Consider the following 19,824-nt stretch of genomic DNA (forward strand, 5'->3'; position numbering starts at 1 on the left):
CGGAGACCATCCTGCACTGGCGCGAGCGGCCGACCGGCCAGCACATCGAACTCGGCATCGCGGAGACCAAACCTGGTCGGTCTCCTCGGCGAGCTGGGAGCCACCTGGAGCCGGTCGCCAACCGTTGCTGCCGATCGTGCTGTACGACCCCTCGTTCAACGTGCCCTGGAACGCTTGGTCGTTCGGCATCTACGCCGGCGGGCAGTCGATTCTGGTCGGCACCCCGTCCGGCGTGACCCTCGCGCGAGGGCGGAGCACGCCAGTCGATCACCACGCCGTCCCATGGGCCTGGAGCAGCCGGGTTGTACGACCTGGGAGCCGGCGTTCGCCCTCGACACCGAGTGGACGCTGCTGGCCGCGCGCTGTCCCGGCTCGGCCGCGCCGACGGCGGTTCCGCCTACCTGCGCCTGTCGACCCGGCCCGTGGACCAGACGCTGCGCGCGGGTGCACCGATCCGGCGGCCCGGGAACGCCGGCGCCGTCGGGTCGTCGCCGGTGCCTATCCGCTGCGGCGCACACCGGAGCCCACAGGTCTCATCGCCGCCATGGGCGCCGTCGGTGACTCGAGGCGCTCGCTGCGGCGGACCGCCTCCAGGGACTCGGCGTCCTGCCGACGTGGTCTGCGTGACAGCCCCGGCCTCCTCTACCGGGCCCTCGACGCACGCCGGGCACGGTGAGGCGGCCGACTGGATCCTGGACCAGGTCTTCCCGGCGGAACGCGCACACCTGGTCACCGTTCTGGACGGACACCCGCACACCCTCGCTTTCCTGGCCACCTGCACCGCGTGCCGGCCCGCAGGCTTGGGGTGACCCGCTTCGGTCAGTCCGGTTCGCTGGAGGAGGTCTACCGGCATCACGGCATCGGCGCCGACGAGCATCGTCACCGCGGCTCTCGACCTGACCAGTGACGTGCCGTCCGGGACCGGCCGAGGCCGGTCCCGGACGGTTGCGCGCTCAGCCGACCGGCGCGTACTCCGTGCCGCCGACCCATCCGCGCCGGATCGCGCGGGTCGCGGTGATGTCCGCCAGGGTCGCCGTCGACCAGCACCAGATCGGCGCGGCTACCGGGGCGGACGCCGCCGCGGTCCCGCAGCCCGAAGGACTGCGCGCGGGCGAGGCTGGTCGTGGCGCGCAGGGCCTCACGGGCGTCAGCCGGCGCGTACCAGCGGCTCCAGTTCGTGGCTGCAGGCTGCGCCGAACGCAACGGCTGCACGGGAATCCCGGGCGTGTGGTTGGAGTCGGTGCCCGCCAGGATCGGACGCCGGCCCGGCGCAGCGCGGCCACACTGCCCTCCGCGGCCGCGTGACTCACCCCGGCACCCTCGAGGGCGGCGAAACCCTCCATCATCGTCAGGGTGGGGACGGCGACCGTAGCCCGTGGCGGCGTAGCGCGCTGCCGTCGCGTCGGAGAGCGGGCTGTCGAGCGGAACGTGATGGATCATGTGCGCACGCCGCGTCCAGCGCACGGCCCACCGTGAGCGCCGAGGTCGCGTGCGCCATGACGAGCCTGCCGAACGAGTGGGCGCCGCGGTGACGGCGCTTGACGGTGGCGGGGAGAGACCGGGCCGTCGACGATGACCTTGATGTAGTCGAACCCTCGCCGATGCGGCGCGGACGAAGGCGAGCGCCTGGTCGGGACCGGTCAGGACCGCGTTCGCCGGGAAGCCGGGGATCTGGCTCTGCGGGCTGCCGGGTGCCACGGCGGCGGTGCCCTGCGCTGCGGATGTCGGTCGAGCCGGGCCTTCTGCGCAGTGAGTCGACGAGCGACGGCGGGAAGCAGGCCATGTCCGAGGCTCCGTCGCGACGCCCCAACCGGCCAGCTGCTGCAGGGTGGTGACGTCCTGGAGGTGGATGTGGGCATCGATCAGGCCGGGCAGCAGGGTGGCGCCCGCGCAGTCGATCACTCGCGCCCCGAGGGCGCTCAGCCCGATCAGTCCGTTCTCGATGACGACGGTGCGCGGCGCGGTGAGCCGGTCGCCGTCGAAGACCCGGACGTCGGTGAGCGCGACCTTCCCGGTGACGTCGGCGGTGTGTTCCTGCGCGTGGGCGACGGTGGGGCCGGCGAGCGTCGGAAGGGCCGTGGCCGCAGCTGGCTGCCGCGGCTGTCCTGAGGAAGTCACGCCGGTTCGCGTGCGGGATGCACATGGTGGTGCCTTTCTGCGGGAGGGATGCGGAAAGTGCGGCGTTCGTACTATGGCAACTCCATCGCTATATGTGATAACAGCGAAGAGTCGATGAGGTCAGGTCAGGTGAAGGTGAAGACGGGTGCTGTCGCTGGTGGTGGCTGTCGCTCTGCCCGCCCCTCAGCCGCTCAGGACAGAGCGTGAGAAGGCGATCTTCTCGTTACGGGCGAGGTGCTGCTCGACCGCCGCGGCGACCTCTCGGGGTCGCTGGGTGCGGAAGGCGTCGAGAAGGGCCTCGTGCGCCTTGCCCCGCCGCTCGTGCTCGGTCGGGTCGGGGTCGAGCCGTCCGAATCCGATGCGATGTGCGCTCGCCGCCCGCCACAGCGTGGTCAGGACGCGGATGTCCCAGACGGTCGCGGCCGGCGCCAACAGGGCGAGGTGGAAGGCGTGGTGGTCGTCGTAGATGTCGGCCATGCCGTGCTCCCGGGCGCCGAAGTCGGCTGCCTGGGACGCCAGTCGGTCCAGGTCCTCGTCCGTCAGCAAGGTGCAGGAGCGCCGAGCGATCTCCGGCTCCAGAGCGCGCCGCAGACGGTAGATGCCGTGCAGGTCGTCGAGGTCGAGCGGGGCGATGACACGCGCTGCGGCCGGGCCGCATGATGACCAGGCCCTCGCTCTCCAGGCTGCGCAGCGCGCCTCGCGGATGGGGATGAAGCTGATGTCGAGCATGCCGGCCATCTCGCGCAGCGAGTACTCCGCGCCGGGGGCGAGCGCGCCCGCCAGGATCGCGCGCCGCAGCTCCTCGGTGGCCTGTTCTGGCCACGGACCGTGAAGTGATGGGCTGCACGGTCCCTCGGGGAGTGTCGCCACGCTGTGTCCTCGCTTCGGCCGCGATGGTCGATATCAACTATAGCGAGGCCACCGTGCCGCCCTCCAGTAGGACGGGCGGCCTCACAGCCGCAGGATCCGCTCGGCGCTGCCGTGCGCGATCTTTCTGCGCTGAGTGGGCGTCAGGGGCGCACGGCGCAGGAAAGTGACGGCCTGTTCGCTCTTCTCGAAGGGGTGGTCGATGGCGAAGAGGACGTGGTCGATGCCGACGACGTCGATGGCGGCGCCTGAGCATGGTGTCGTCCATGACCCCGGACGTGGTGACGGAGATGTTGTCCCCGAAGTACGCGGAGGGTGCCTTCTGAGAGGGACGCGGGTGGTGATGTTGCGGATCTGGACGTCGAGCCGGGGGACGTGGAACGGGAGGAACTCGCCCATGTGGCCGACGCATGAGCCGGGCTCCGGGAAGTCGTCGAAGACGCCGCCGAGGAGGATGCGCAGCGCGTGTCCGCCCGCCTCGGCCGCCCAGCTGTAGAGCGGGCCGACCAGTTTCGGGACGGTCCTGAGCAGCCCCCACCGCCCTGTCGGCGCCGGAGTGGGGTGCAGGTAGAGGGCGGCCGAGTTCTTCCAGGGCGGACCACACCGGGCGGAACTGCGGTTCGTCCAGGTAGTGGCCGTTGGTGTGGCCGCTGACCAGGAAGCCGGCCATGCCGAGATCCCGTATCGCTCGCCTGGCCTCGGCCACGGCCGCGCCGGGGTCCTGGAGGGGCAGCGCGGCGAGACCGCCGAAGCGGGTGGGATGGGCGGCGATGATTCCGGCGAGCGCGTCGTTGGCGGCCTGCGCGTCCCGTACGGCGACGGCTGCGTCGGGCTGCATCTGTACCCCGGGCGGGTGAGGGACAGCACCTGCACGGTCGCCACACCGTTGGCGTCCATGTCGGCGAGGCGGTACTCGGTGATGTCCGGGAGCCGCTCGGCCACTCGCGGGTGACCTCGGGCTTGAAGGGGATCGCTCCGCCCAGCGCGGTGCCCTGGGTGATCAGACCGGGCAGCATGACGGCCTCCTCGATCGCGACGATCCTGAGCGGCCCGGACGGGGACCGTCCCGCGGACGCCCGGGCGGTGTCGGGAGCCGCCAGCTGACCGGCGCCGGTCAGCGCCGCTGTTCCCGCTGCTAGTGCTGAGGATCTGGCGTCGGGTCCATGGATGTCTGCTCATGCGCTGTTTCCTTCTGAGAGAGGGGGATCCGGGCAGGAGGAGGCTCGGGTCGGCGGAGGGAGGGTCGCCCCGGCCGCTGGGCAGATACCTCGGACAGGGCATGCGGCCGGGGCGGAGTTCTCGTGGGTGACGGGGCGTCAGGCGCGCTGAGGTGGCGCGGGCGTCGTCCGTGGGACGTCGAGGCCGCGCAAGGTGTCGATGAGGGAGCGGAAGTTCGCGGGGAGTGAGTCCCCCAGCCAGCCGATCACCTGGTCCGGGCGGACCAGCGCCATGCGGGTGCCGAGGAGGTTGGCGCAGCGGGCCTGCTCGCCGGTCAGATGCACGACGGTGAGCGCCGCGTCCTGAGCACCGCGAGGTCAGGGCGGCTGCCTCGTGGACCGCGGTGTCGCCGACGACGAGGAGGGTCAACCGGTTCCCGAGGACGTCGTAGAGGGAGCGGCCGTCCGGAAGGGAAGGCGCGCGGCAGGCGGGATCCGACCCGGGCCTCGGTGCCGGGTGCACGGCTCGGTGGTTGTGTCTCTGTGGGAAGCACTGGTGAGGCGGCGATGTGCTGCCCGAGGACCAGGTCAGGGGAGTGGAATTCCGCCTTCTGGTCTGCTGGATGCGCAGGCCTGCTGCCCGCCGGGCCGATGCGCCGGCCTCGTCCGGCGCGTCCAGGTTGTCGGCCAGCAACTCGGTCGACAGGACCCGCATGTTGGCGGTCGCCTCGCGGATGACGCGTTCTTGGACGAGGGCGGCGTTCGGCCTCGTAGCTGTCGAGCAGGGCCGGCCCGCCCCAGCCCTGGAGCACCGCCGCGATCTTCCAGCCGAGGTCGACGGCGTCGCCGATGCCGGTGTTCAGCCCGTGGCCGCCGAAGGGCGGGTTGAGGTGCGCGGCGTCGCCCGCCAGGAACACCCGCCCGTGCCGCATGCGGTCGACGATCTGCATGCGCGCGGTCCATGGATCGGTGGACAGGACCGTGGCCCGTACCGGGCCGCCGGCGACGGTGTCGAGGAAACGCAGTGCGTCGCGCTCCCCTTCCGCCCGGTCCACGCCGAAGGCGATCGCCCACCAGGTGTCCTCGCGGTCCAGCGGGCCGAGCAGTGCCGGAGCGTCGGGGTGGACGACCCAGTACTGCACGGCCGGCCCGTGCCTCACCCGTTCCGACAGGCCGGGGCACGTGAAGACCATGCCGAAGTTCGGGCGCAGGGCCTGACCGCCGACATAGCGGGCACCGAGTTCGTCGCGGACGATGCTGCGCGGACCGTCGCAGCCGATCACGTAGTCGGCTGTCACGACGGTCCGTTTCCCGGCGTCGTCCGTGACGGTGACGGACACCAGGTCGTCGCCCTGGCTGACGGCGGTGACCTTCGGGCCGAGGACGAGCCGGCAGCTGGGAGTTCCCGGACGGCCTGGCGCAGTACGTCTTCCAGGACGTACTGCGGGGCCTGCTGGCCGACTTCGGCGAACCGGTCCCCGTCGGGCGCGAGGCCCAGGACACCGGTGAAGCGCGACAGTTCCCTGCCCGCGAGCGAGGTGCAGAACACGACGTCCTGAGACCAGGAGACGGGCAGGGGCGCATGCTTGCGCAGCCGGTCGGCAAGGCCCCATCGGCGCAGGTGCTCCATGGTGCGGACGTTGAGCGTCTTGCAGCGTGGTCGCGCCCGGGACACCGTCCGGCGGGGTTCGACGACGACGCACGCGATGCCGCGCCGGCCCAGTTCGACGGCGGTGGCCAGTCCGACAGGGCCGCCGCCCGCGATCAGGACCTGGGTGTGCGGTGGAAGGCTGTGGGTGGGGTCGACGACGGCCGGTTCGGGGGCGGTCATCAGTGCACGACTCCGGCCTGCCGCCGCGCCGCCGCCCACTGCGCGCACTCCGCGGCGAACGCGAACTGCCGCAGGTGCAGGGCGTGGCCGAGCGTGTGGTGATCGATGCGGTGCCCCGTGCCGCGGGCGACCGTGGCGTCGATGAACAGGGGCTGCCGTGAACAGGTCCGCGAAGCGTCGCGACGTTCTGGGGGCCGCTGCTCAGCAGGGCGTCGAACTCGGCGAGCGCGTTGTGGACGGGCACGCGGACGTTCGGTGCCAGGCGGGGCAGATGGTCCCGGGAGCCAGGCCGGTGCCTGGACCAACTCCCGCTACGGGCACGGGCGCGTAGGACGTGTGCGCTCGCTCCACGGCCTGTGTGGGTGTGTGCCGGACCGAACATCACCGCGTCCCGTTCCGCGTGGGGCAGGTCGACCGTCTCGTCCGGGGGAGGGAGCCGAGGGCCTCGGCGGCGCCGCCGGGCGGGATGACGGCTCCCATGCCGGTCGCCGAGACCCCGATGAGCGGGAAGCCGGGATCGTCTGCCGCGATCATCAGTGCGATCATGCCGCCGATGGAGTGGCCGACCAGGAGCACGGCGTCGGCCGTCAGGCGCTCGGCGGCCTGCGTGACGGCGTCGCCGAGCAGTTCGGCGTGGCGGGTGAAGGTGTTGACGTCCGGCGCGAGGAGCGTGCTGCCGCCGTATCCGGGGCGGTCGAAGGCGAGCCACCGGGTGTCCGTGCGCGACGGCGGTGTCGAGGAAGGACCCCTCCGGGGAGCCTGCGACGTCGAAGTAGTGGGCGGTGTACGTGCCGCCGTGAAGAGCGGCGATCAGGGGTTTCCCGGTCGGTTCGGCGGGTGCGGCGACGAGCGCCGTGATCTTGTGCCCGTCGATCTCGAGGGTCAGAAGGTCGCGTTGCTGGGCCATGTGTGGCCTCCTGCCAGGTGTGATCCGGCGTGCCGCGCGGCGGGAGGGCGGCGCGTGGTGAACGACAGCGCTCAGGTCGGGGGGCCCGTGACCCCGGATCCGCGCGTCTGGTGCGGGCGGCGGCGGGGTGCTGCGAGCGTAGGCGTTATATGTAATAACAGCAAGGGTCGAGGGCGCCGGAAGCGCGGCATCGCCCTCACCCGTGCTGATGCGGCAGATAGTCCTGGGTGATCTGCTTGTGCTCCAGGAAGTCCTCCACGGACGCCAGGCCGCCGAGGCGGCCCACGCCGCTCGACTTGTAGCCGCCCTCCTCGAACTCCACGGTCAGATTCGCCCAGCTGTTGAACGAGACGAGACCCGCGTCGAGTTGCCGGGCGACCCGCACCGGCCGGTCGGCGTCCCTGCTCCAGACACAGGCACTGAGGCCGTACTCGGTGTCGTTGGCGAGGGCCACCGCCTCCGCCTCGGTGTCGAAGACCTGGACCGTCTGCACCGGCGAACGTCTCCTCCTGGACGATCGCAAGCGAGAGTCGGGCACGGTGAGCGGCGTCGGATGGTAGAAGGCGCCGCCGGCCAGCTCGGGGCGGGTGCTCGGACCGCCTCGGACGATCGGTTTGGCACCAGCCGCGACGGCCGCCTCCACGGCGGCGTCGACCCGGGCGACCGCCGCCTTGTCGATCGGTGGTCCGATCTGGCTGGCGGCGTCGGACGCCGGCCCTGGCCGTACGCTCTCAGCCGTGCCGCGAGAGCGGCGGTGAAGGCGTCGGCGATCTCCCGCTGCACGAGGATCCGGCTCCCCGTCATGCAGAACTGGCCCGCGAAGACGGTGCATGACTGCACGGCCGTGGCGAGGGCGGCCTGCAGTCGGCGTCCGCGAACACCAGATGCGGCGTCTTGCCGCCCAGCTCAGGCCCACCCTCTTGAAGCGGGCCGCGGCGCCTGCGCGACCATGCGGCCGGTCGCGGTACTCCCGGTGAAGCTGATCACCGGCACCTTAGGGCGAGTCGACGAGCAGCCGGGCGACTTCGGAACCGGACTCGACGACGACGTTCACCACTCCCTCGGCAACTCGGGTACGGAGGCGAGGATCTCGCCATCAGCGCCGCGGTCCTGGCCGCCTGTCCCGGCATCTTCACCACGGCCGTGCAACCCGCCGCGAGCGCCGGTGCCAGCGCGCGGATGCACAGATAGGCGGGGGAGTTCCACGGCACCACGATCCCCGCGACGCCGATGGGCTGCCGGATCGACATCGCCATGCGGCCGGGTTGCGGGTCGGTGACCCGGCCGTGCGGATGCGCGGCGAGACCGCCGCGAACCGCAGCGCGCGCAGGATGAAGTGCGCCTCGAAGCCCGCCTCGTGCCGGAGTTGCCGTTCTCCCTGCACAGAGTGGCGATCACCTCCGGCATCCGAGCGTCGTAGGCGTCGGCGAGGTGCTCAGGGCGGTCGCCCGCACCATCGGATCCAGCGACCACGTGCCGTCCCGGAACGCGCGGTCGGCCGCGTCGACGGCACGGTGGCCCACGTCGGCGTCCGCGTCCGCGTACGTCCCGATGACTCTCGCCCGTCGCGGGGTCGATGCTGTCGCGCGACGCGAGCGAAGCACCCATGCGCCTTCGATCCAGTGCCGTACCGCGTTCTCGTCGGTCATGCCGGCGACTCCTTGCTCGGTCGGGCCCGGCGGAAGGGTGACGTGCTGTGGGGAGGACTACAGACCGAGCAGGCGCTCGGCGTTGCGGTGGGCGATCTTCGAGCGGTCGGCTCGCTGACCGGCGCCGTGCGCAGGAACGCGGTGGCCGTCGCCATGTCCTCGAAGGGATGGTCGGTGCCGAAGAGAACGTGGTCCGCTCGAGTGCGAGCAGCGCGCACAGCAGGGGCGGGGCCGAGCGAGACCCCGCTCGTCGTGATGTGCAGGTTGCGCCGGACGTACTCCGACGGGCGGCCCAGGGCCAGTTCGACCCCGTGGTGAGCGTGGTAGTCCCAGCGCGAGTCCAGCCGCCACAGCAGGTACGGCGGGCCCTCGCCCATGTGCCCCAACAGCACCCTGGCCCGAGGGAAGTCGTCGAAGACGCCGCCGAAGACCAGGCGCAGGAAGTGCGTCGCGGTCTCCGTGCCCCAGCTCCACATCGGGCCGACGAGTTCGGGGTGCCCCTCGATGACGTGCGGGGTGCCGACACCGTTGGCGGGATGCAGGTAGAGCGGTACGTCCAGCCCTTCGAGCCGCTCCCACACCCCGCGCAGGGCGGGGTCGTCGAGGTAGCGGCCCTGTGTGTGCGCGTTCACCAGCACTCCGCGCAGGCCCAGTTGGGAGACGGCGCGCTCCAGTTCCTTCGCCGCTGCCTGCGGATCCTGCAACGGCAACGCCGCGAAGCCGGCGAAGCGGCCGGGGTGGTCCGCCACCACCGACGCGAGCAGGTCGTTGACCGCCGCGGCCCGGGAGACCGCGGTTCCGGCGTCCGACTCGGCCTGGATTCCCGGGGCGTTGAGGGAGAGAACCTGCATGTCGAGACCCGCCGCGTCCATCTCCGCGAGCCGCTCGCCCGTGACGTCGAGGAGCCGCCGGGACGCCTCGCGCCACTTCTCCGGCTGGAGGATCGAGGCCGACGAGGCGCCGTACGCCGCCAACTCCGGGTGACGAAGTGTTCCTCAAGGCCGATGGTCCGCATCGCGACTCCACTGTCGGGTTTCATTTATATGCATTGACTTCATGGATGGTGAAACCTAGGTTCCGTGGGTGTCAACCCTCGGGAACGTCCGACTGACGGTCCGACGGAAGGTCCGAGCGAAGGGAGATACCCGATGACGGGTGCGGGGCACGATGCCGTGGAGCCGGGACCGGACACGGTGCCGGTGGACGTGGCCGTGGTGGGATACGGGCCGGTGGGCATGGTGACGGCCGCCCTGTTGGGGCGGGCGGGGCATCAGGTCCGGGTGTCTCGAGCGGTACGAGGGCTCGTACAACCTGCCGCGTGCGGCCAGCTTCGACGACGAGACGATGCGCACCCTGGCACGGCTCGGCGTCGCGGACGACCTGCTGCCGCGAGTGCGCGTGCAGCCCACGTACGAATGGCGCAACGGCAGTGGCGACCTGCTCATCGAGCAGCGCTTCGCCGCGACCGGACGCAGCGGGTGGGCCGAGTGGCACATGATGTACCAGCCCGATCTGGAGGCCGCGCTGGACGGAGTCTGTCGTTCGATGCCGAACGTGGACGTGCGGCACGCGCACACCGTCGTCGCCCTGGAACAGCACACGGAACACGTCGAGCTCACCGTCGAGGGTCCCGGCGGGCGCGAGACGACGAGGGCGCGGTACGTGGTCGCTTGCGACGGGGGCAACAGTTTCGTGCGGTCGGCCCTCGGCATCGGCCTGCACGACTACGGCTTCTCCGAACCGTGGATGGTGTGCGACTTCCGGTTCCGCCGTCCGGCGCCGGTGCCACCGGCCTCCAACTCGGCGACCCTGCGGGCCCGACCTCGATCATCTCGCTCGGACCGGAGCACCACCGCTTCAGCTTCATGCTCGACTCCGTGGACGACTTCCCGGTCGAACGCGATCCGCAGCGGGTCTGGAAACGCGTGGCGCCCCACCTCACACCCGATGACGCCGACCTCATCAGGGTCGCCACCTACACGTTCAGGTCGCTCATCGCGCGGGACTGGCGCGCGGGACGAGCGCTGCTCGCGGGTGACGCGGCGCACCAGATGCCCCCGTTCCTCGGACAGGGCATGTGCTCGGGCTTCCGCGACGCGCAGAGCCTCGCGTTCAAGCTGGACCTGGTCCTGCGCGGACGTGTGCCGGACACCGTCCTCGACACACGTATCAACAGGAGCGTGCACCTCACGTGCGGACGGTGACCGAGAAGGGCATCGAACTGGGGCACCTGCAGACGCTGCGCGACTCCGGTGCGGGCCGCGGAGCGCTCGACCGGTCCTCCTGGCCCGGCGCGCGGAGGCGAAGGCGCCCGAGGCGGTGCGCCTGCCGGGCCTCGTCGAGGGCCTCCTCGCGCGGAACTCGGGTGCCGGCCGGGGGCAGCTGTCGGTGCAGGCGGTGGTGGACGACGGCTCGCGCCGCGACCGCCTGGACCAGCTCGTGGGCGGCGGCTTCCATGTGCTCGTCATCGCCGAACAGTTGGCGGCCCTGGAGTCCACCAGCCTGTTGGACGAACTGGATCGCGCGGAGGTACGCGTCGTCGTACCCGGTGAACAAGCTGCTCCGCACCGGCGTGCGGCCATCGTCCATGACGTCCGGGGCACCTACCGCGCCTGGTCTCGCCGACCTCGGCTGCGCGGCCGCCGTGGTCCGCCCCGACTCTACGTCTTCGGCACGGCGACCGGCGGGGACGCCGTGCCCGCTCTGCTCCGGGAGTTGCTGGCCGCGGTGAGCGGTGGCACTGAGGTCGGAAAGGCGCGAGCGGAGGCCTGATGTCGCAACTCCGCGGCCTGCTCTGGGAGGGGAGGGGCCGGTCACTATCATCGCCGCTGTGACAGATCAGCGCCCTCCGCATCCGAAGCCGGTGATGCCTCGCCGGCCCGCCAGGGCATTCAGTCCGTCGAACTGGCCATGACGGTCCTGCTGGCCCTCGAGGAGGGCCGGGGCCGATGAGCCTGACGCAGATCGCCGCCGGCGCCGGCATGCAGCCGAGCAAGGCCCACCGCTACCTCGTCAGTCTCGCCCGGGTGGGTCTCGTCGCCCAGTCACCCAGTTCCGGGCGGTACGACATGGGGCCGTCCATGCGGCGACTCGGCGTCGAGTCGCTGCGCAGGATGGACGAAGTCGCCCTGGTCAGTGAGCATTTGACCGAGCTACGGGACCGCACGTCGCACGCGGTCAACCTGGCGGTGTGGGGCGATCACGGGCCCGTCGTCGTGCGCTGGGAGTACGGTGCGCACGCACTGCCGATCACGGTCCGGGTCGGCGCCACCATGCCGCTGCTGACCTCGGCCATGGGCGGAGCCTTCCTCTCGCCCATCTGCCCGAACAGATCACCGAACCCGTGCTGTGCGGGCAGTTGCAGACGGAGGCGCTGGACGCGGCGGCCCGGGCGACGGTGGCCCGGATCAAGGAAGAAGTGCGGCGCGAAGGCGTGGGACCGCCACGGCCGGCGGGGTCATTCCTGGTGTCACCTCCCTGGCCGCCCCGGTCTTCACCGCGGGCGACTCGTTCCCGCTCGTCGTCACCCTGGTGATGCCGGCACGCGGTGTCTCCGAACAGGAACTGCCCGGCTTCGCGACGGAACTGTTGAACGCGACCCGGGCCATGTCCGAGATGCTGGGGCACTCTCGCGCGGCCGTCGGGCTGAGACGCTCGATGCACCCTGGCGAGCCGTCCTCGGACGAGGGCGGCGCGGGAGCCTCAAGCGGTCGGGCGTTGCGGTGGGTCAAGAGGCGGGGACGGTGCTGAGGTAAGCACGGACCGCGCCCGATGTTTCTCCCTCCCGGCTGAGCACCATCAGATCCGGTCCCGTCAGTGAGCCGTGAAGTGGTCGGTACGCGAGACCCGGCAAGGCGATGCGCTCTGTGGCGGTGGGGACGAGGGCCACCCCCGTGCCCGCGGACGCCAGCGCGAGGACGCCGAGGGTGCTGCCGACCAGCCGGGCCCGGGGCCGGCCTTCGGCCACGGCGGGCCAGAGCCGGGAAAGGATGGTCTCGCCTTCGTCTTCACTCGCGAAGACGATGAGGTCATGGTCGGCGAGATCGGCGGTGGTCACCACGGCGGCGGACGCCAGTTCGTGGTCGGAGCGCAGGGCGACCGACATCGGGGTGGGCCCGCGGCGGCTGACACGCAACCCCTTGGCGTCCTTGAGGCCGAGGTCGGGGCAGTATCCGATGTCGAGTGTGCCATCGCGAACTCCCTGGACCTGAGAGGCAGGCGGAAGCTCGGTCAGGTGAGGTCGACTCCTGGCTGCGCGCGGTGGAAGTCCCGTAGATCGTCGGCGAGGACGCCCTGCAAGGCCGCGACGCCCGAGAAGCCGATGCGTACCGCTCCGTCTCCCGTGCACCGGCTGCCGTGCGACATGCAGCGCGCGGTCGGCCTGTGCCAACGCACGGCGGGCCTCCGGAAGAAGCAGCTCTCCGGCCTCGGTCAGCTCGACGCGTCGGCTGGTCCGGACGAACAGAGGTCCGCCCACCTCGCGTTCCAGGGCCTGCACCTGGGCGCTGAGGGTGGACTGGGTGACGTGCAGCAGGGCCGAGGCGCGGCCGAGTGTCGTTCGTCGGCGACAGCGACGAAGTAGCGCAGGTGTCGCAGCTCCATTGATTGTGCCTCACTCATCGGCAGAAACGATTGATCCATCGTATCTTTCGGTTGGACCAATCGTTCACTCGGGCAAATACTGACGCATGAACGCGACACTTCAGGACCGACAAGACATCGCCGACCTCATGACGGGATGGATTCACCGTGACCTGGGCGAGTGGGACAGGTTGAAAGGACTCTTCCACCCCGACGGCCGGATCGAGATCACCTGGGCTTCGAAGGACCCGCGTACGAGTTCGTGGACGCCTCCGCGCGCATGGGCGCGTCGGCCTTCCGTACCAAGCACTGATCACGGCGCCCGCCGTGACCTTCTCCGCTGACGGAACCCGGGCCGTCAGTGAGACCAACGCCGTCTCATCATCGGCGAGAACGTCGACCTGGGCTCTCGGATGCAACGGCCGCCAACCGATTCATCGACCGCTTGAGAAGAGGGACGGTGCGTGGCGCATCAGTGACCGCAAGAGTGTCTACGACTTCGGCACCTTCACCTTCCTGTCGGCGTCGTCGACATCGACAGGGAGGCGGCCGCCCGGCATCCGCGGGAGTACGCGGCCTCGCCTACCTGCTGGAGTGCGCCAGCGGCTTCCCGGTGAGCCGAGTCTTCGCGACCAAGCGCAGCAGCCTTGAGCGGGACATCAAGACGTCTGCCTCGCGTGGCTGCGAGGCGGAGGGCCGCGTGGCGTAGTGGGCCGGGGCTTGTCCCGGGCAGCGACGGGCGCGAAGGTTCGCCCGCCGCCCGCCGCGTCCGGCGGGCGCAGGGGTCAGGGGCGCGCGGCGCGGGCAGCGGGTTCCGCTCGGCCGCTGTGGCCGGGCGGCACGGGTGAGGGTGTCCCGTCCCCGGCGGGATCGCCCACGGCAGTCCGACTGGCATGCCGAAGGCAGTGAGTGCCGCGGCGACGGCGGCTGCCGCGGCGCAGACCAGGAACGCGGTGCTGAAGCCGCCGCCCAGGGCATCCAGGGCTAGGCTGTGGGCCGCTGACCCCGGCGTGCCCGGCGGCAGGCTGTTCACGGCGAGAGGGCCGCCCGCCGAGGCGACCTCTCGTGCGGCCGTGTGGTCTCAGCGGCCGGCGGGTGACCGCGCCGGACAGGTTCGTCGTGAGCGCCGAACCCGCGCCGCGAGGGCGACCGCGCCGACGACGACCGGGCCGAGGGCGCGAATCCGCGTCGCGCAGCATGTTGCGGTGGCGCTGGCCATGCCCGCCAGGTGCGCACGCTGCCCACGGCCACGGCCGTGACGGAACCGATGGTCAGGGCGAATCCGATGCCGATCAGCAGAGCGGGCGCCGTGAACGCGCCGAGCCGCGGGTCGGTGACGTCTCAGCCGGGCGCACAGCAGGCAGCGCCGGCCGCCACTCAGGACGAACCCTGAAGTCAGGAGCCAGACGGGCGAGCGGTGCAGCAGCCGCGAGACGACGGGGATGAGGAGGAAGGCAGGACCCCGGCAGGAGCAGGAAGGGGAGCGCCACCCGAATCGGGTCCTGGTGCTGCATCGGGACCCAGCCACATGCTCGTCGCGAAGCAGACGCCGAGGAAGGCGAGCATGCCTTCGATGACCGCGGCGGCGGACGACACGGTGAAGGCTCGCCGCGGAACAGGCGCAGGTCGAGGATGGGGACGGCGCCCCAGCTCGACCACGACGAATGCCGCGAGGAACATCGCGCCGAAGGCCAGGGAGAGAATGACGGGCAGGGTCGTCCAGCCCGACTCGGGGCCTCGACGGCGCCGTACAACACCAGGATGAGGCCGGGCGCGAAGGTGACCTGACCGGCTATGTCGAGCTTGCGGCCCTCGGGTGATTTCGACTCCGTCGCCAGCGCCGCGGTGAGCACCATGCCGCCGCACGAGGGCGAGTCCTACTGAGCACCCAGAAGCGAGCCGCGCCACTGTCCCGATCCTGGCGAACATGCCGCCGAGCAGACACGGCTGCACCCGCGGACAGGAAGCCACTCCAGACCGCGACGGCATGCGCTCGCTGCCGTGCGTCGCGGGCGACCGCGGTGAGTGCCGTGAGCGAGCCGAGCGATCAGCGGCGCCCAGTCCGTTCAGGGCGGCGCCGAGCCAGAGCACCTGAACGGTCGGCGCGAGCGCGGCGACGAGTGCTGCCGGCGGCGATCAGCGCGGTGCCCGCGAGGACGAGCCTGCGGCGTCCGAACAGGTCACCCAGGACGCCGAAGGTGAACTCGAAGCACACCACCGCGATCATGAACGCGTGATGTGATCCAGGTGAGTTGAGCCATGGCGCGCTCAACTCCGCTGGAACAGCCCGTTCAGTGAGGCCGGCAGGGCGTTCGCGACCTGGGCCACGACGACCGCGCCGCTGGCTGCGGCCAGCGTTCCGGGTAGCCCGGTGTCCGGGTGGCCCCGCGGTCGGGTCCGGGGACGTCGTCGTCCCGTTGTTGAGTGTCATCGCTCGTTCTCCCTGACTGGGGACTTCGGGTCTCGTGGAAGCGGGAAACCCGAAACGTGGAAGCGCTCGGCTCCGCGCACGTGGTGGGGAGAGGAGACACGGCGCGCGTCCGGCGTGGTGCCGTGGAGAATGACACTTCGCTTTACGTCGCGTCAATGAACTATGCGGAAGCTAATGTGACTGTTCTTCGCGTAAGGCGGTGGCCAACTGCAACAGCGGGTGCGCCCTGCAGGCGTGGTGTGCCTCGCCGGTACAGCGAAGTCCCCGAAAGCCGGTATGGCCAGGGCGTGGTGGCCGTCGACCGGGCCCACCGGGCATCGCCGCGAGCTGCGCCACGGTCGCGCCGCCCTCCACCTGCAGGATGGTCGCCAGCTCGCAGCGCGTGGTCCACGCCGGCGACGGTGCAGGGCGGCGGATTCTTCCGCAGCTTCGTCCATGTCGACTTCTCGCACGATTCTGCTGTGCGGAATCTGCAAGCTTCATCAGTGGACGCCGTGCACGCTGGCCCCGTGACGGACGCCTCCTGCCCAGGACATCGCCCCGCACCTCGGTGGCGTGCGCCGCCGTCCGATCGTCAGGCCGTCCTCGGCACCCGAGGTCAGAGCGCGTCGGCCAGAGGCAGCCGTGCGGTCGAGCGATCGGACGTGGCGGGTGGTCAGCCGGCGAGTTGCTGGCCGAACTTGGCGCCCTTCTCGTCGCCGAGCCTGATCGGCGAGAACGTGGCGGCTCGCGGTGGTCAGGCCGGTCTTAGAGCCGCGGAGGTTCCACAGGGCGCCCGAGTCGGTGAAGGTGCCGTCCTCGCCGGGGCCGTGGCGGTCAGGTCGGCGTGGCCGTCCTTGTCGAGGTAGGTGAGGTGCACCTGGCGGCCGAAGTCGTCGCCGCTCTCGGCGATGCCGGGTACTCCGGCGGTGGTCTGCGGTAGGCGACGGCGCCCTTGCCGTCATGCCGCCGTTGGCCTTGACGCGCCCTTCTGAGCAGCACGACCGCACCGGTTCCGGTCGTCGCGCCCAGGCTTTCGCCGGACGCCGACGGCGACCTCGGCCCTGCCGTCGCCGTTCACGTCGCCTCGCGCTGAGGGAGGCGCCGAACGCGTCGTCGTCCTCGCTGGCCCCGGGGACGCCCGCGGTGGCCTGCGATGACCTTCTTTGCGCGCGCGTTGGTCGGTCCTGCCGAGCTGCCGTACTGGATCGTGATGCTGCCCGGGTGGGAGTCGATGACTTCGGTGACGGCGCCGATGTCACGAGTGATCAGATCGCCGCACCCGTCGCCGTCGACGTCGCCGACGGTGCCGCTGTAGGCCGTGCCGAGCTTGGTGGAGCTGTGGCTGACGCCGGTGCGGCCGCCCTTGAAGAAGCGGGCGTCGTGCGTCATCTCCTCGATCCGTGCGTGCTGACGATGTCATCGATGCCGTCGCCGGTGAGGTCCCCGGTGATGAAGGAGCGAAGGCCGGTGGGCCCGTCGCTAGTGACGATGCTGTCCGTGGACGCGGGCTTGCCGGTGCGGGTGATCGGGCCGTAGTCGATGGTCATTCCGGAGACGTCGGGGTCGTCGCTGGGCACGTCGTTGACGACCAGGTCGCGCTTGCCGTCGCCGTTGAAGTCCCCGTGGCGAACTCGGAGTTCGCGTAGGGCAGGAGGGTGTTCGCGCCGGTCAGCCCGGAGGCGGAGCCCCACAGGACGTGTCGCCTTGTTGCCGCTGTCGTCGCCGCCGGTCACGAGCAGGTCGGTGTAGCCGTCGGCGTCGAGGTCGGCGGGGACCATCTGGTAACCGAAGGCGAACGTGTCCTGGAGGTCGCCGGGGACGCCCGGGGTGGCGCGGCTGATGAGCTGGTGGCGCTCGGTGCCGGGGCCGGAGGCGGTGCCGTACACGATGGAGAGGTAGCCCGCGTTCTCGACGCCGTCGACAGTGCCGTGGGGTGCGGCGACGGCGAGGTCGCGCGAAGCCGTCGTGGTCGAAGTCGGTGACCGGGGTGCGGGGCGGCTGCGGGGCCGCGGCCGCGGTGCCGGCGGTGACCGAGACGGCGAGAGGTGCGGTCAGGGCGGCGACGGCGATGGCGCTGACGAGAATGCGGCGGGGCACGGTTCCTCCTGTGGGGTACGTGGGTGACGGAGGAGGAGACAGGCCCTTGTGGGCGAAGGTTGTCTGCTGCCTGAACTCCGTTACGTGATCCGGACTTTTGCCGTGCGACACCCGCTGTTCACCCGGAAGCCCCGGCGCTCGTCGGCTGCCGGCGCGGCGCATCCGTCTGCCGGAGCCGCGGCGCAGCAGCCGGTACTGGTCACCGCCGCCAGGGGCTGGTCTCATGCTCGGGGACCACACCACCAGGAGGAACCCGTGGTACATCCGCAACGGCTCTCCCCGAGGAGCAACTCGCCGATGCCAAAGCGCTGTTGAGCCTCCCTCGGATCGTCGTGATCTGCGGCTCCATCCGCTTCATGACCGAGATGATCGACGCCGACCTGCGGGAGGCCCAAGCCGGCAGGATCGTCGTCAAGCCGGCCTGTGACGTGAAACCGCACGAACTCCGGTCCGAGCCTGCCAAGTCCGAGGCGCTCAAGGTTCGACTCGACGACCTGCACCGCGCGAAGATCCGGCTTGCCGACGAGGTGCTCGTCGTCGGCGATTACATCGGAGACAGCACCCGAACGGAGATCACCTACGCCCGGTCGCTGGGCAAACCCGTGCGGTTCACGCACCCCGAAGTGGACCCTGACGCCTGACCGCCACCCCGGCTGGCGTCCTGTGCCTGTCCGGACGGTGCTCATCTCTACGCGCCCGAGGCACACGTCGACAATCCAGTGCCCGAAGACCTTGCCCACCGCGAGCTGTGGGAGTGCCCGGTGCAGTACGCCGAACTGGCCCGCACCGCGCTGGCGGCGCTCGGCGAGAACGAGTAGTGGACGGTCCGGGATCGCCCTGCGGCTTTCACGGACCCGGCAGCCTGCATGCAGTGAGGGGGTCACACGCGCGCACGAGGACAAAGTCGGTTGACATTCAGGGGTGGAATGTCGGACGTTCAGCCGTGACCCACCGATGCGCCACAGGGACAGGGGACAGGCACGCAGATGACTTTCGGCGGAGGGGACCCGAAGGCAGGGCGCGGGAGGCGTCCAGCAGCGCCTGCCGCGGTGGACGCGGGCTCGCGGTATGAGCCGAGGCGACTGGCGCCGGCGAAGAGTGTCTTGGAGCAGGTGCACACCGCAGGGCGGGTCAAGGACTGCGGGAAGACGGTGGAGTTCAGTTGGCCCGGGGTGTACTTCGAGGGCCGTTTCCGCGGGACCGGGCTCGGGGTGGTACTCGATTGCGCGGCCGCCGACTACGACGTCCAGGTCGACGGGGCCACCGTCGCCACTCTGGTCACACCCGGCGACACCACGCACTGGATCCACGGCCTCGGGGACGGCGAGCACACGGCCCGGGTCGTCAAGCGCAACGACACCCCGGGGGACACCAGCACGTTCGGAGGCTTCGTCGCCGCGCCCGGGGGCGCCGTACTGAGCAAGCCGGCGCCCCGGGGCCGCCAGATCGAGTTCATCGGGGACTCCATCACGGTCGGCTACGGCAATGTGTCGGGCAGCAGCGTCTGCAACCCGGAGCAGGTCAAGCGGAACACCAACAGCGACGTGAGCCACGGTGCGCTCACCGCCCAGCAGTTGGACGCCGACTACCAGATCAACGGCTTCTCCGGCCTCGGCATGGTGCGCAACGTCGCCGGCATCTGCCCGGACGTCACGTACCGGACCTACTACGACCGCGCCCTGCTGAACGTGGACGGCGACGTCTGGCAGAACCCGGGGACATGGCGCCCCCAGGTCGTGGTGGTCAACCTCGGCTCCAACGACTTCACCGATCTCACCCCCGGCGAACCGTGGACGCCCGACAGCCTCGCGGCCGCCTTCCGCACCGCCTACGGCGAGTTCCTGCGGAAACTCCGGATTCGCAACGGGGCCGGCACCACCCTCGTAGCCGTCGGCTTCGACAGAAACGCCGAGCATGTGCGACAGGTGGTCGAGGCGCGCAACGACGCCGGAGACAGTGAGGTCCACTACTGGTTCTTCGATCAGTCGGGCCTGGACTTCCTCGGATGCGACGGGCACACCTCGGCTCACGACGATCGGGTGATCGCCGACCGACTTGCCCCGTTCCTCAGGAGCCTGCCGACGGGATGGTGAGCGGCACGGGCACCCGTGCTGCTCCAGGGAGCGCAGGGCGACGCGAGCCGGTCCTGCATCCATGGGCGCCGCCAGAGACGAATCAAGGGAAAAGATCAACTCTGCCTTGGT

At 70.9% G+C, this 19,824-nt stretch carries 17 protein-coding genes and 6 pseudogenes; 7 read left to right on the forward strand and 16 right to left on the reverse strand.

Features of this window, described 5'->3' with window-relative positions:
* The first annotated feature begins 1,851 nt into the window (after positions 1-1,851).
* Positions 1,852-2,109, forward strand: coding sequence for a hypothetical protein (locus RBJ77_RS33785; protein WP_372348465.1), 258 nt, complete (start codon positions 1,852-1,854; stop codon positions 2,107-2,109).
* 192 nt (positions 2,110-2,301) lie between these two features.
* Here the strand turns inward: RBJ77_RS33785 and RBJ77_RS33790 are convergent, their stop codons facing one another.
* The 5 genes and pseudogenes from RBJ77_RS33790 to RBJ77_RS33810 form a co-directional block, all read right to left on the reverse strand.
* Positions 2,302-2,988 (reverse strand): GntR family transcriptional regulator, encoded by a 687-nt coding sequence (locus RBJ77_RS33790; protein WP_372348466.1) that lies wholly within the window; start codon positions 2,986-2,988, stop codon positions 2,302-2,304.
* Positions 2,989-3,025: 37 nt separating this feature from the next.
* A pseudogene (locus RBJ77_RS33795) lies at positions 3,026-3,829 on the reverse strand (amidohydrolase family protein); the annotation flags it as partial.
* Positions 3,830-4,301: 472 nt separating this feature from the next.
* The gene (locus tag RBJ77_RS33800) at positions 4,302-4,487 is read right to left on the reverse strand and encodes a hypothetical protein (protein WP_372348467.1); all 186 of its coding nucleotides are present in this window, start codon (positions 4,485-4,487) and stop codon (positions 4,302-4,304) included.
* Positions 4,478-5,482, reverse strand: coding sequence for an FAD-dependent monooxygenase (locus tag RBJ77_RS33805; RefSeq protein WP_372348468.1), 1,005 nt, complete (start codon positions 5,480-5,482; stop codon positions 4,478-4,480). The genes RBJ77_RS33800 and RBJ77_RS33805 overlap by 10 nt, the downstream gene beginning before the upstream one ends.
* A complete protein-coding gene (locus RBJ77_RS33810; protein WP_372348469.1) occupies positions 5,437-5,973 on the reverse strand; it encodes an FAD-dependent monooxygenase in 537 nt (178 codons plus the stop codon). Before RBJ77_RS33810 ends, RBJ77_RS33805 begins: the two co-directional genes overlap by 46 nt.
* A 2-nt stretch (positions 5,974-5,975) precedes the next feature.
* Between RBJ77_RS33810 and RBJ77_RS33815 the strand changes: the two genes are divergently transcribed.
* Positions 5,976-6,134, forward strand: a complete 159-nt coding sequence (locus RBJ77_RS33815) for a hypothetical protein (protein WP_372348470.1) — start codon at positions 5,976-5,978, stop codon at positions 6,132-6,134.
* Between the two features lie 220 nt (positions 6,135-6,354).
* Here RBJ77_RS33815 and RBJ77_RS33820 read toward each other — a convergent pair.
* The 5 genes and pseudogenes from RBJ77_RS33820 to RBJ77_RS33840 form a co-directional block, all read right to left on the reverse strand.
* A pseudogene (locus tag RBJ77_RS33820) lies at positions 6,355-6,675 on the reverse strand (alpha/beta fold hydrolase); the annotation flags it as partial.
* Between the two features lie 401 nt (positions 6,676-7,076).
* Positions 7,077-7,684: pseudogene (locus RBJ77_RS33825) on the reverse strand (aldehyde dehydrogenase family protein).
* A 179-nt stretch (positions 7,685-7,863) separates the two neighbouring features.
* A pseudogene (locus tag RBJ77_RS33830) lies at positions 7,864-8,169 on the reverse strand (aldehyde dehydrogenase family protein); the annotation flags it as partial.
* Positions 8,170-8,274: 105 nt separating this feature from the next.
* Positions 8,275-8,529 (reverse strand): hypothetical protein, encoded by a 255-nt coding sequence (locus tag RBJ77_RS33835; protein WP_372348471.1) that lies wholly within the window; start codon positions 8,527-8,529, stop codon positions 8,275-8,277.
* The gene (locus RBJ77_RS33840) at positions 8,526-9,503 is read right to left on the reverse strand and encodes an amidohydrolase family protein (RefSeq protein WP_372348472.1); all 978 of its coding nucleotides are present in this window, start codon (positions 9,501-9,503) and stop codon (positions 8,526-8,528) included. Before RBJ77_RS33840 ends, RBJ77_RS33835 begins: the two co-directional genes overlap by 4 nt.
* Before the next feature lie 337 nt (positions 9,504-9,840).
* On the opposite strand from RBJ77_RS33840, the pseudogene RBJ77_RS33845 reads away from it, so the two are divergent.
* The 3 genes and pseudogenes from RBJ77_RS33845 to RBJ77_RS33855 form a co-directional block, all read left to right on the forward strand.
* Positions 9,841-10,260, forward strand: a pseudogene (locus RBJ77_RS33845) (FAD-dependent monooxygenase); the annotation flags it as partial.
* Between the two features lie 20 nt (positions 10,261-10,280).
* Positions 10,281-10,733, forward strand: coding sequence for an FAD-dependent monooxygenase (locus RBJ77_RS33850; protein WP_372348473.1), 453 nt, complete (start codon positions 10,281-10,283; stop codon positions 10,731-10,733).
* 115 nt (positions 10,734-10,848) lie between these two features.
* Positions 10,849-11,301, forward strand: a complete 453-nt coding sequence (locus tag RBJ77_RS33855; protein WP_372348474.1) for a hypothetical protein — start codon at positions 10,849-10,851, stop codon at positions 11,299-11,301.
* 955 nt (positions 11,302-12,256) lie between these two features.
* On the opposite strand, the gene RBJ77_RS33860 is transcribed toward RBJ77_RS33855, so the two are convergent.
* The 6 genes and pseudogenes from RBJ77_RS33860 to RBJ77_RS33885 all read right to left on the reverse strand — a co-directional run bounded on the left by RBJ77_RS33860 (position 12,257) and on the right by RBJ77_RS33885 (position 17,409).
* Entirely contained in the window at positions 12,257-12,763 is a 507-nt protein-coding gene (locus RBJ77_RS33860) for a LysR family substrate-binding domain-containing protein (RefSeq protein ID WP_372348619.1), read from the reverse strand.
* Complete coding sequence (locus RBJ77_RS33865) at positions 12,760-12,894, reverse strand: hypothetical protein (RefSeq protein ID WP_372348637.1); 135 nt, start codon at positions 12,892-12,894, stop codon at positions 12,760-12,762. Before RBJ77_RS33865 ends, RBJ77_RS33860 begins: the two co-directional genes overlap by 4 nt.
* Before the next feature lie 64 nt (positions 12,895-12,958).
* Positions 12,959-13,135, reverse strand: a pseudogene (locus tag RBJ77_RS33870) (LysR family transcriptional regulator); the annotation flags it as partial.
* Positions 13,136-15,157: 2,022 nt separating this feature from the next.
* On the reverse strand, positions 15,158-15,337 hold the full coding sequence (locus RBJ77_RS33875; RefSeq protein ID WP_372348475.1) for a hypothetical protein: 180 nt from the start codon (positions 15,335-15,337) through the stop codon (positions 15,158-15,160).
* Positions 15,338-16,597: 1,260 nt separating this feature from the next.
* Entirely contained in the window at positions 16,598-16,912 is a 315-nt protein-coding gene (locus RBJ77_RS33880) for a hypothetical protein (protein WP_372348476.1), read from the reverse strand.
* Positions 16,909-17,409, reverse strand: coding sequence for a hypothetical protein (locus RBJ77_RS33885; RefSeq protein WP_372348477.1), 501 nt, complete (start codon positions 17,407-17,409; stop codon positions 16,909-16,911). The genes RBJ77_RS33880 and RBJ77_RS33885 overlap by 4 nt, the downstream gene beginning before the upstream one ends.
* 519 nt (positions 17,410-17,928) lie before the next feature.
* On the opposite strand from RBJ77_RS33885, the gene RBJ77_RS33890 reads away from it, so the two are divergent.
* Both RBJ77_RS33890 and RBJ77_RS33895 read left to right on the forward strand, forming a co-directional pair.
* A complete protein-coding gene (locus RBJ77_RS33890) occupies positions 17,929-18,261 on the forward strand; it encodes a hypothetical protein (RefSeq protein WP_372348620.1) in 333 nt (110 codons plus the stop codon).
* Positions 18,262-18,723: 462 nt separating this feature from the next.
* Entirely contained in the window at positions 18,724-19,713 is a 990-nt protein-coding gene (locus tag RBJ77_RS33895) for an SGNH/GDSL hydrolase family protein (protein WP_372348478.1), read from the forward strand.
* Positions 19,714-19,824 lie beyond the last annotated feature (111 nt).

It is taken from the genome of Streptomyces sp. KL116D (assembly GCF_030766975.1).
Lineage (GTDB): Bacteria > Actinomycetota > Actinomycetes > Streptomycetales > Streptomycetaceae > Streptomyces > Streptomyces longispororuber_A.

Bases quoted from the DNA above. Each gene is read 5' to 3' on its own strand.
- RBJ77_RS33835 (WP_372348471.1), bottom strand. From the start codon at position 8,529: ATGACCGACGAGAACGCGGTACGGCACTGGATCGAAGGCGCATGGGTG.
- RBJ77_RS33810 (WP_372348469.1), bottom strand. From the start codon at position 5,973: ATGACCGCCCCCGAACCGGCCGTCGTCGACCCCACCCACAGCCTTCCA.
- RBJ77_RS33875 (WP_372348475.1), bottom strand. From the start codon at position 15,337: ATGATCGCGGTGGTGTGCTTCGAGTTCACCTTCGGCGTCCTGGGTGAC.
- RBJ77_RS33865 (WP_372348637.1), bottom strand. From the start codon at position 12,894: ATGTCGCACGGCAGCCGGTGCACGGGAGACGGAGCGGTACGCATCGGC.
- RBJ77_RS33880 (WP_372348476.1), bottom strand. From the start codon at position 16,912: ATGACGCACGACGCCCGCTTCTTCAAGGGCGGCCGCACCGGCGTCAGC.